Annotated in this window: 10 protein-coding genes; 6 read left to right on the top strand and 4 right to left on the bottom strand. The window is 66.7% G+C overall.

The window, feature by feature from the left end:
• Nucleotides 1-208: CoA transferase (locus WBB14_RS19965; RefSeq protein ID WP_424241369.1), on the top strand; the 208-nt coding region annotated here is incomplete at its 5' end.
• A gap of 10 nt (nucleotides 209-218) precedes the next feature.
• Here the strand turns inward: WBB14_RS19965 and ggt are convergent.
• Nucleotides 219-1,976, bottom strand: coding sequence for a gamma-glutamyltransferase (ggt, locus tag WBB14_RS19960; RefSeq protein WP_424241368.1), 1,758 nt, complete (start codon nucleotides 1,974-1,976; stop codon nucleotides 219-221).
• A gap of 139 nt (nucleotides 1,977-2,115) precedes the next feature.
• Here ggt and WBB14_RS19955 point away from each other — a divergent pair, with 139 nt between their 5' ends.
• Nucleotides 2,116-3,021, top strand: coding sequence for a LysR family transcriptional regulator (locus tag WBB14_RS19955; RefSeq protein ID WP_207474079.1), 906 nt, complete (start codon nucleotides 2,116-2,118; stop codon nucleotides 3,019-3,021).
• A gap of 89 nt (nucleotides 3,022-3,110) precedes the next feature.
• On the opposite strand, the gene WBB14_RS19950 is transcribed toward WBB14_RS19955, so the two are convergent.
• Nucleotides 3,111-4,103, bottom strand: a complete 993-nt coding sequence (locus tag WBB14_RS19950; protein ID WP_207474082.1) for a tripartite tricarboxylate transporter substrate binding protein BugE — start codon at nucleotides 4,101-4,103, stop codon at nucleotides 3,111-3,113.
• Nucleotides 4,104-4,341: 238 nt separating this feature from the next.
• On the opposite strand from WBB14_RS19950, the gene WBB14_RS19945 reads away from it, so the two are divergent.
• Nucleotides 4,342-5,238: an AEC family transporter gene (locus WBB14_RS19945; protein WP_424241367.1), complete on the top strand. Its 897-nt coding sequence runs from the start codon at nucleotides 4,342-4,344 to the stop codon at nucleotides 5,236-5,238.
• A 70-nt stretch (nucleotides 5,239-5,308) separates the two neighbouring features.
• Here WBB14_RS19945 and fumC read toward each other — a convergent pair whose 3' ends face one another.
• A complete protein-coding gene (gene fumC / locus WBB14_RS19940; RefSeq protein ID WP_424241366.1) occupies nucleotides 5,309-6,706 on the bottom strand; it encodes a class II fumarate hydratase in 1,398 nt (465 codons plus the stop codon).
• A gap of 162 nt (nucleotides 6,707-6,868) precedes the next feature.
• On the opposite strand from fumC, the gene tsaE reads away from it, so the two are divergent.
• Together tsaE and WBB14_RS19930 are read left to right on the top strand one after the other, a co-directional pair.
• Nucleotides 6,869-7,408 carry a tRNA (adenosine(37)-N6)-threonylcarbamoyltransferase complex ATPase subunit type 1 TsaE gene (tsaE, locus tag WBB14_RS19935; RefSeq protein WP_424241365.1) on the top strand — a complete coding sequence of 180 codons (540 nt, stop codon included), beginning with the start codon at nucleotides 6,869-6,871 and terminating at the stop codon, nucleotides 7,406-7,408.
• Entirely contained in the window at nucleotides 7,336-8,721 is a 1,386-nt protein-coding gene (locus WBB14_RS19930) for an N-acetylmuramoyl-L-alanine amidase (protein ID WP_424241364.1), read from the top strand. Before tsaE ends, WBB14_RS19930 begins: the two co-directional genes overlap by 73 nt.
• A gap of 101 nt (nucleotides 8,722-8,822) precedes the next feature.
• Here WBB14_RS19930 and WBB14_RS19925 read toward each other — a convergent pair whose 3' ends face one another.
• Nucleotides 8,823-9,461 (bottom strand): VTT domain-containing protein, encoded by a 639-nt coding sequence (locus WBB14_RS19925; protein WP_424241363.1) that lies wholly within the window; start codon nucleotides 9,459-9,461, stop codon nucleotides 8,823-8,825.
• A gap of 102 nt (nucleotides 9,462-9,563) precedes the next feature.
• On the opposite strand from WBB14_RS19925, the gene mutL reads away from it, so the two are divergent.
• On the top strand, nucleotides 9,564-10,643 hold a 1,080-nt coding region (mutL, locus tag WBB14_RS19920), incomplete at its 3' end, for a DNA mismatch repair endonuclease MutL (RefSeq protein ID WP_424241362.1).

Genomic DNA, 10,643 nt, shown 5'->3' with positions numbered 1-10,643 from the left:
GGCCGACCGCCTGCTGCGTTGCGGCGTGCCCGCGGCCGCCGTGCAGACCGTGGACCAGGCGCTGGCGCATCCGCATACCCGCCATCGCGGCATGGTGCTGGAGCAAGGCGACTATCGCGGCGTGGGTTCGCCGATCAAGCTGTCGCGCACTCCGGCCACGCTGCGCAAGCTGCCGCCGGCGCTGCGCCCCGCGGACGGTAGCGAGTAAGCCCGCGCCATCAACCGCCCTGGGCGACGCCTTCGCGGCGCGGATCGGCGCCGCCCTGCAAGCCGCCGGCGTCGATCACGATGCCGTGGATGCCGCTGGGAAATTCGAGTATCCGCACCGGGTGCCCCATGCGCTCGAGCTCAGGCGCCAGCGCCTCCAGCGCGGTGCCCTTCTCCAGTTCGGTTTCCTTGTTGCGGCTGCCCATATTGGGCAGATCGATGGCGGCCTGGATGTCCAGGCCCCAGTCCAGCACACCCACGATGGTCTTGGCCACGTAGTTGATGATGGCGCTGCCGCCCGGCGACCCCACCAGCAGATAGGGCTTGCCGTCGCGCAGCACGATCATCGGCGCCATGGAGCTGCGCGGACGCTTGCCCGGCTCGATGCGGTTGGCGACGAGACGGCCCTCGGGATCCTTGTAGGACGAGGAAAAATCCGTCATCTCGTTGTTCAGCAAAAAGCCGCGCACGAAGATCTTGCTGCCGAATTCATTTTCGATGGTGGTCGTCATGCTCAAGGCATTGCCCTGGGCGTCGACGGCCACCAGGTGGCTGGTCGAGGGCAGCGCCAGCGCATCGTCCTTGCCCAGCGATAACAGCTTGCCTTCCGGATCGCCGGGCAACGCCACCTTCATGCTGCGGTCTGGCTGGATCAGCGCGCCGCGCGCGCGCAGATAGGCCGGGTCCAGCATGGCGCGGACCGGCACCCGCACGAAGTCCGGGTCGGCCACGTAGAAGTCGCGGTCGGCGAACGCCAACCGGCCGGCCTCGGAGAAGTAATGCACCGCCTCCACGCTGCCCGGCTTGTAGCTGCCGAGAGGGAATTGTTCCAGTTCGCCCAGCATCTGCAACACCGCGATCGGTCCGCTGCTGGGCGGCCCCATGCCGCACAGCTGATAGCCGCGATAGGCGCCGCAGACGGGATCGCGCGTCTTGGCGCGATAGCCCGCCATGTCTGCCAGGGTCAGGTCGCCCGGCACGGCATGGCCGTGCACCGCGGCGACGATGTCCGCGGCGATCTCGCCCTGATAGAACGCGTCCGCGCCCTGTCCGGCCACGGCGCGCAGCGTGCGCGCGAATTCGGGGTTCTTAAGCACATGGCCCACCGGCCATGGCGTGCCGTCCGGCGCGTAGAAATAAGCCGCCGCCGCGGCTTGCGTGCGCAGCTCCTTGTTGCCGGCCAGCAGCTTGTGCAGGCGGGGCGACACGGGGAAGCCCTGCTCGGCCAGCCGGATCGCAGGCTGGAACAGGTCGGCCCAGGGCAGCGCGCCCTGCTCCTTGTGGGCTAGCTCAAGCCCGCGCAGCAGGCCTGGCACGCCCACCGCCAGGCCGCTATTGACGGCGCGGGCAAAGGGCACCGGTTTGCCGTCCGGGTCCAGGAAACGCTGCGGCTGGGCCGCGGCAGGCGCGGTCTCGCGGCTGTCGTAAGTCTGGATCCGGCCGCTCTTGGACGAATACGCCACCATGAAGGCGCCGCCGCCTATGCCGGACGATTGCGGCTCCACCAGGTTCAGCACCAGTTGCGCGGCAATGGCCGCATCCACCGCGCTGCCGCCCCGGCGCAGCATCTCGTCGCCGGCCTGCGTCGCCAGCGGATTGGCGGACGCCATCATGAAGTGCGGCGCGCGCACCAGTTGGCGCGTCTGCGTGCCGCTGGCGGCCTCGGGGTTCAGGTCTTCTACGGCTTGCTGCGTGCGCGCCCACGCGGCAGGCATGACCGCGAGCGCGGCGGCAAGCAGGAGGGCGGCGGCGTGACGAGGTGCGCGCATGTGAAGCTCCGGTGTGCGCCGGCTTTCCGGCAGGGGTTCATGATAGTCAAGGCGCCGGCGGCTGTCGCGACCGAGCTCCCGCCCCCTGGGCCACATCCGGCTTAGAATCGCGGTTTCCGCCCACCGTCCCCACCGTGCCATGCGTTTGCGCCACATCGAGATTTTCGAAGCGATCCGCCGTACCGGATCCCTGACCGAGGCTGCGGCCGCGCTGCATATCTCGCAGCCGGCGGCCAGCAAGCTGTTGGCGCATGCCGAAGCGCAGTTGGGCTTCAAGCTGTTCGAGCGGGTGAAGGGCCGGCTGGTCGCCACCCGCGAGGCCGAGATCCTCACTCCCGAGGTCGCGCGCCTGAATCAGGACCTCAACAGCGTGCGCAGGCTGGCCGCCAGCCTGCGCGACCATCCCAACGGCCACCTGCGGCTGGGCTGCGCGCCGGCGCTGGGCCTGGGACTGCTGCCCGGCGTGGTGCGCGACAGCCGCGCGGCGCAGCCCGGCATCACCTTCGACATCCACACGCATCACAGCAGCGAGCTGGTGCAGGGGCTGCTGACGCGGGAGCTGGACCTGGCCATCACCTTCGATACCAATGACTATCCCGGCCTGACCCGCATGGGCCTCGGCCACACCGAACTGGTACACCTGAGCCGCAAGCCCGGCACGGGTCCGCTGCCATTGGCAGAGCTGACGTCCATGGCGGGCGATACGCTGATCGTGCTGGACGCGGCCGATGCCTCCGGCGCCCTGTTGCAGATGGCGCTGGACGCGCAGGGCCTGGATCCGCAGGTCGCCATCCAGGTGCAGACGCATTACGTGGCCTGCGCGCTGGTCGACGCGGGCTGCGGCGACGCCATCGTGGACGCGATCACCGCGCAGGCGATGCTGCGCCCCGGCATGAACCTGCGCCGGCTGGACCCGGCGTTGCGCGTGCCGATCAGCATCATGGTGCGCAACCAGGATCCGTTGTCGGCGCTGCACCGCGACTTCATTGAACGCCTGCGCGCCGCTTGCGAGGCGCTGCAGGCCGGGCTCGACGCCGCGGCCTGAGGCGCGGTTGGCGCGCAAAACACGACGGGCGCCCGAAGGCGCCCGTCGTCACATGCAGAGGGGGCAGGCAGCGCCCGCCCCGCGCGGCATCAGTCCAGCTTGATGTTCTGCTTCTTCACGACGTCCTTCGCCCAGTCATACTGCTCTTTGATTTCCTTGGCGAATTCTTCCGGCGTGTTGCCCGACGGCGCCGAGCCCTGGTCGTCCAGCGCCTTGATGACCTTGGGGTCCTTCAGGGCCACCACGGCAGCGTCGCGCAGCTTGTTCACGACTTCCATCGGCGTGCCCTTGGGCGCCAGCAGGCCGTACCAGACCGGCTGGTTCAGCACCGGGAAGCCGGCGTCCTTGAACGTCGGCACGTCCTTGATGGCGTCGATGTTGGTCGGCCATGCGATGGCCATGGCGCGCAGCTTGCCCGCCTGGATCTGCGGCATCGACGACGGCAGGTTGTCGAACAGGATTTCGATCTGGCCGCCGACGGCGTCAGCCACGGCCGGGCCCGAACCCTTGTACGGCACGTGCACGATGTCCGTGCCGGTGGCCATCTTGAACGATTCGCCCATCAGGTGCAGCACGCCGCAGGTGCCCGAGCTGCCGTAGGAGTACTTGCCCGGATTCTTCTTCAGCTCTTCCAGGAAACCCTTGAAGTCCTTGGCGGGGAACTTCGGGTTCACGGCCACCACGTTGGCGGTGTTGGCGAAGTTGGTGACCGGCTGGAAATCCTTGATCGGATCGTAGGGCAGGTCGTTGGGGCGGCAAGCCGGGTTCACGGCCATCGTCGAGACGGTGGCGATGGACAGCGTGTAGCCGTCGGCATCGGCGCGCGCGGCTTCGGATGCGCCGATGGCGCCGCCTGCGCCGCCCTTGTTTTCCACAACCATGGGTTGGCCCAGTTCCTGGCTCATGCGCTGCGTCACCAGGCGCGCAATGATGTCGGTGGAACCGCCGGGCGCGAACGGAACGATGACGCGGATCGGCTTGCTCGGGTACTTGTCGGCAGCGTGAGCGGCGGAGGCGCCGAGGGTGCCGGCAGCGCCGGTGGCCAAGGCGATCGCCACGGCCAGGGAGCGGACTTTATTCATAGGTGTGTTTCCTCCAATATGCGAGCCCGTGTGTATACGGACCGTTGTGTGATGCGCCTGCCTGTGGACAGGTCCGCAATTAACGGTGGTGGACGCATGCTCTGTGCGCAGGGAGAGCACTTTTTATAGGTTGCTTGTGGCACACGCGCCCGCCAGAATGACGGAGAATAGCAGCAAATACTTACAGACGCATAGCGCAGCGATCCCCGTCTGACGCGCATCAAATACGTACTCGCACATGTCGGTTGCCCTTCTGGTTTTTCCTGATTTCATGCTGGTTGCGCTGGGTTGGGCGCTGCGTCACAAACTGAATTTTTCCCGCGAATTCTTCGCCGGCACCGAACGACTGGTCTACTTCGTCCTGCTTCCCGCACTGCTGTTCCAGTCCATCCTGCGCACCCCCATCACCGCCGGCAACGCCGCCATGCTATTGCAGGCCTCCGCGGCCGTCATTGCGGCCGGCATCGCGCTGGCATGGCTGGCGGCGTGGGTGCTGCGGCCGTCCTCGCTGAGCCTGGCCTCTTCTGCCCAATGCGCCTACCGCTTCAACACCTATCTCGGCCTGGCGCTGTCGGCCAGCCTGGGCGGCACCCAGGGCCAGACGGTCATGGCGCTGATCGTCGGCTTCGCCGTCCCCATGGCCAACATGGCCGCGGTCTACGGCCTGGCCCGCCATAGCGGCGGCAACCTGCTGCGCGAACTGGCCCGCAATCCATTGGTCATTTCCACGCTGGCCGGCCTGGCCTGCAACCTGGCCGGCCTGCACTTGCCCGGCCCGCTGGACACGGCTCTCGCGCGCCTGGGCGCGGCGGCCATCGCGCTGGGCATCATCTGCGTGGGCGCCAGCCTCTCATGGGAGGGCGGCAAGGGCCATGGCGCGCTGATCGCCTGGATGCTCGCGGTCAAGCTGGCGGCGCTGCCCGCCGTGGCCTTGCTGGTGGCGCATTTGCTGGCGCTACCGCCGCTGGAATCGCAAATGCTGTTGCTGTTCGCGGCCCTGCCCAGCGCTTCCGCCGCCTACGTGCTGGCCATGCGCATGGGCGGCGACGGCCGCATGGTGGCGGTGCTGATATCGCTGGGCACGCTGTTTTCGGCGCTGACGATTCCGCTGTGGCTGATGCTGACGGGCACTTGAGGCAACCACAATATCCGGAACAAAAAAAAGACCGCCGCGGCGGTCTTTTTCATGCGCATGGCAGTCTTGTTTACGAAGACTTGTGCGCGTTGGTCATGGAGGCCGGCACCACCCATTCGGCGAACTGCGCTTCGGTCACATAGCCCAGCGCCAACGCCGATTCCTTCAGCGACAAGCCTTCCTTGTGGGCCTTCTTGGCGATCTGCGCGGCCTTGTCGTAGCCGATGTGCGGATTCAGCGCCGTCACCAGCATCAGCGAACGGTCGACCAGTTCCGCGATGCGCTCGCGGTTGGGCTCGATGCCGGCGGCGCAATGCTCGTTGAAGCTGGCCATGCCGTCGGTCAGGAGGCGCACCGATTGCAGGAAATTGTGGATCACCAGCGGCTTGAACACGTTGAGTTCGAAATTGCCGCTGGCGCCGCCGATATTGATGGCCACGTCGTTGCCCAGCACCTGCGCGGCCAGCATCGTGATGGCTTCGCATTGCGTCGGGTTGACCTTGCCCGGCATGATCGAGCTGCCCGGCTCGTTCTCGGGGATGCTGATCTCGCCCAGGCCCGAACGCGGACCGCTGGACAGCCAGCGCACGTCGTTGGCGATCTTCATCAGGCCAGCCGCCAGCGACTTCAGCGCGCCGTGCGCGAACAGCAGCGCTTCGTGCGAGGCCAGGCCCTGGAACTTGTTGGGCGCCGACACGAAGGCGGTGCCGGTGGCGTGCGCCAGTTCAGCCGAAACCTTGGCGCTGAACTGCGGGTGCGCATTCAGGCCGGTGCCCACCGCCGTGCCGCCGATAGCCAGTTGATGCAGGCCCGGCAAGGTGGCGCGGATCTGCTGTTCAGCCAGATCCAGCTGGGCCACATAGCCCGACAATTCCTGGCCCAGGGTCAGGGGCGTGGCGTCCTGCAGGTGGGTGCGGCCGATCTTGACGATGTCGTAGAACTCGGCGCTCTTGGCCGCCAGCGTGGCGCGCAGGGCCTTCAGCGAAGGCAGCAGATGATGTTCGACCTGCACCGCCGCCGCCACGTGCATGGCGGTCGGGAAGGTGTCGTTGGAGGATTGCCCGCGGTTGACGTGGTCGTTCGGGTGCACCTTGCGCTCTTCGCCGCGCACGCCGCCCAGCAGTTCCGAGGCGCGGTTGGCCAGCACCTCGTTCATGTTCATATTGCTTTGCGTGCCGGAGCCGGTCTGCCAGACCGACAGCGGGAACTCGTTGGGCCACTTGCCGGCGATCACTTCATCGGCTGCGCGGACGATGCCATCGGCAACCTTCGGATCCAGCTCGCCCAGATCGGCATTGACCTTGGCGGCCGCGCGCTTGAGCCGCGCCATCGCCTCAACCAGCGGAACCGGCATTTTTTCGGTGGAAATCGCGAAAAAATGCAGCGAACGCTGCGTCTGCGCGCCCCAGAGGTGATCTTCCGGGACTTCGATGGGACCAAAAGTGTCTTTTTCAATGCGGGTCTTCATGGCGCGTGCTACTCCGTGGCGACGTCGGTTGCGGCTGACGGCGGTGCGCCAGTCGCGAGAAAGTTGAGAATGACAATCAATTCTAGGTTAGCAGAAACCCGCATTCCTATAATTGCGCGAACATCCGTACTCCTCCACCGTTTTTACCACTCGCCCCGCGCCATGTCCGCCCCTCTTTGCAGCCTGAACTTGCACCTGCCCGACGAAGCCGCCACGGAATCGCTGGCGCGGCAGCTCGCGCCCCTGGTTTCCAGCGGCCAGACCGGTCCGGCAGGGGGACACATACACCTCCGGGGAGACCTGGGCGCAGGGAAAACAGCCTTCACGCGAGCCCTGTTGCGGGAATGCGGCATCACCGGGCGGATCAAAAGTCCAAGCTACGCGCTGCTTGAATCCTATAAAGTTTCTAACTTATACTTCTATCATCTTGATTTTTATAGATTTAGTGATTCGCGCGAATGGTTGGACGCAGGATTCCGGGATTTACTGCGTGACGATGCGGTCGTTTTGATCGAATGGCCGGAGCGGGCCGGGGGCCTTTTGCCCCCTCCCGACCTGCTGATTTCCCTAGCCTATGCAGGCGAAGGACGCGACGCCAGCCTGACCGCGTACACCGCTCGAGGACAAACATGGTTGAACGCGATTGTCCCCCCGCCCCAGTCGGCGCCCTCCCCTCGGCAGGCGCCACCCGGCGCCGCCTGATCAGCGTCGCCGCCACTCTGCTCGTCTTGCCGGTCCTGCCGCGCCTGGCGCAGGCGGCAACGATCCTGGCCGTGCGCACCTGGCCGGCCGATGAATACACCCGCGTCACGCTGGAGCTCGACAGCGAGCTCAAGGCTGAACAGTTCACGCTTGAAAACCCCCACCGTCTGGTGGTGGACATCGAGGGACTGACCATCAGCGCGGCCCTGAACGACCTGGTTTCCAAGGTCCGGCCGGACGATCCCTACATCCAGAGCCTGCGGGTGGCGCAGAACCGCCCGAACGTGGTCCGCCTGGTGTTCGACCTGAAGCAACCCGTGGCGCCCCAGGTGTTCACGCTCAAGCCCGTGGCGGACTACCAGTACCGCCTAGTGCTGGACCTGTATCCGAAGATCGCCCAGGACCCGCTGATCGCGATCCTGAACAAGCAAAGCGGCCCCGACGTGGACGACCCGCTGGCGCGCATCCTGGAAGACATCCAGCGCAATCCGGTGACCCGCGCCGATCCGCCCGAGCCGCCGCGCGTGCGCGGCCAGCAGCCGGCGCCCCCGCTGCCCACGGCCCCCAAATCCCCGCCCGCCACCGCCAGCCGCGGCAAGCAGCGCATGCTGACCATCGCGCTGGACCCCGGCCACGGCGGCGAGGATCCGGGCGCCATCGGCAGCAGCGGCCTGCGCGAGAAAGACGTGGTGCTGCGCATCGCCCGGCGCCTGAAGGCGCTGATCGACAGCCAGCCCTACATGCGCGCTTATCTGACGCGCGACGACGATTACTTCGTGCCCCTGCATGTGCGCGTGCAGAAGGCGCGCCGAGTGCATGCCGACCTGTTCATCTCGATCCACGCGGACGCCTGGGTCAAGCCCTCGGCCAATGGCTCGTCGGTGTTCGCGCTGTCGCAACGCGGCGCCACCAGCGCCCAGGCGCGCTGGATGGCGGACAAGGAAAACGCGGCCGACTTGATCGGCGGCGTCAACCTCGGCAGCCACGACCGCCAGGTGGCCAAGGTGCTGCTGGACCTGTCCACCACCGCGCAGATCAACGATTCGCTCAAGGTCGGCAACGCCTTCCTGGACGAAATCAAGAAGATCAACCGCCTGCACAAGAACAGCGTCGAACAGGCCGGCTTCGCCGTGCTGAAGGCGCCGGACATTCCCTCGGTACTGGTCGAAACCGCCTTCATCAGCAACCCCCAGGAAGAAGCCCTGCTCAAGAGCACTTCACACCAGGACAAGCTGGCGCAGGCCATGATGACGGGCATCCAACGCTACTTCACCGCCAATCCGCCGCTGGCGCGGCTGGGCGACCTGAGCTGAAGCAGCGCCAGCCGGCCGCATGAAAAAGGGCGTTGCGCTTGACGGCGCAACGCCCTTTTCACTTGCCAGGCGCTTGTGCGGTGGCTCGCGCCACCGCCACCTCAGGCCCCGCGCCTGGCCTTGATCAGCTTGAACACCCCGGCCCCGATCACGGGCACGATGGCCGCGGCCAGGCCCAGCAGCACGATGGTGTTCAGGTGTTCCCGCACCAGCGGGATATTGCCGAAGAAATAGCCCGCGGCCACCAGGCTCACCACCCACAGCAGCGCGCCCAGGATATTGAACAGCTGGAAGCGGGACTGCGGCATGTCGGCCACGCCCGCGACGAAGGGCGCAAAGGTGCGGATCACGGGGATGAAGCGCGACATCACGATGGTCTTGCCGCCGTGCTTCTCATAGAACGCGTGCGTGCGCATCAACGCGCCGCGATCCAGGAAGCGCAGGTTCATCGAAAACACGCGCGGCCCGATATAGCGTCCGATGGCGTAGTTCAGCGTATTGCCGGTGATGGCCGCGACGATCAGCAGCCCTCCCATCAGGATCGGGTCGATATGCCCGGTGGCGCCGAACGCGCCGGCGATGAACAAGAGCGAATCCCCCGGCAAAAACGGCAGCACGACCAGTCCCGTCTCGGCGAAAACGATCAGGAACAGCACCAGATACACCCACATGCCGTACTGCGCGACCCAGACGCCCAGCGTCTTGTCGATGTGGAGCACCATATTGAAAAATTCGAGCATTGAAGCAACCCTGCCAACGGAATGGGATATCAGTCCGCGACTATAGCCCACCCGCCCATGACGCTAAAATCATCCACATAGCCATACCTGAACACCAGCCACATGACCGAACGCCGCTCCATTCTTGCGCTTCCCGACCTGCTGATCAGCCAGATCGCCGCCGGCGAGGTGATCGAACGGCCGGCGTCCGTGCTCAAGGAAATCCTTGAGAACGCCATCGACGCGGGCGGACGCGCCATCGAAGTGCGCCTGGAAGGCGGCGGCATACGCCGCATCGCCGTGACCGACGACGGCGGCGGCATTCCGCCCGAGGAACTGCCGCTGGCGCTGGCGCGCCACGCCACCAGCAAGATCCGCTCCTTGAACGAGCTGGAATCGGTGGCCTCCATGGGGTTCCGCGGCGAAGCCCTGGCCTCCATCGCGTCCGTGGCCCAGGTCACGATCATTTCCCGCACCCGCGACGGCGAGCACGCCTGGCAGATCGACGCCGGCAGCATGCAGGTCAGCCCCGCATCCGGCCCCCCGGGCACCACGGTGGACGTGCGCCAGCTGTTCGACGCCGTGCCGGCGCGCCGCAAGTTCCTGCGCTCCGAAGCCACCGAATTCGGCCATTGCGTCGACGCCATGGAGCGCATTGCGCTGGCGCATCCGCAAATCGCCTTCCGCCTGTTCCACCATGACCGCGCGCAGCGCCAGTGGCTGCCCGCCGAGCCGCCGCAACGCATCCGCGATGTGCTGGGCGCGGAGTTCGCCGAACATGGCCTGCTGCTGTCGCACTCGGTCGGCACGGTCAGCCTGGCGGGCATGATCACCCGCCCCACCGCGGCCCGTGCGCGCGCGGACCGCCAGTATCTCTACGTGAATGGCCGCTACGTGCGCGACCGCACCGTCAGCCACGCCCTGCGAGCCGCCTACGCGGACGTGCTGCACGGCGACCGCCAGCCCGCCTACGTGCTGTTCCTGGACATCGACCCGGCCGCCGTGGACGTGAACGTGCACCCGGCCAAGCATGAGGTTCGCTTCCGCGACAGCGGCGCGGTGCATCGCTTCGTCTCCCACGCGGTCGGCCAGACGCTGGCGCAGACCGGCGGCGCGTCCGCGGTGACAGCTCCGGCGCCGAACGACGAAGCCGACGACGCCGGCTTCGAAACCGTGGCACGGCCCGCCGCCGCAGAGGGCGCC

The sequence above is a fragment of the Achromobacter sp. genome (genome assembly GCF_049647645.1).
GTDB lineage: Bacteria > Pseudomonadota > Gammaproteobacteria > Burkholderiales > Burkholderiaceae_B > Achromobacter.
Note: the sequence above shows the minus strand (reverse complement) of the source record. Positions and strands in the feature narration are given on the sequence as shown.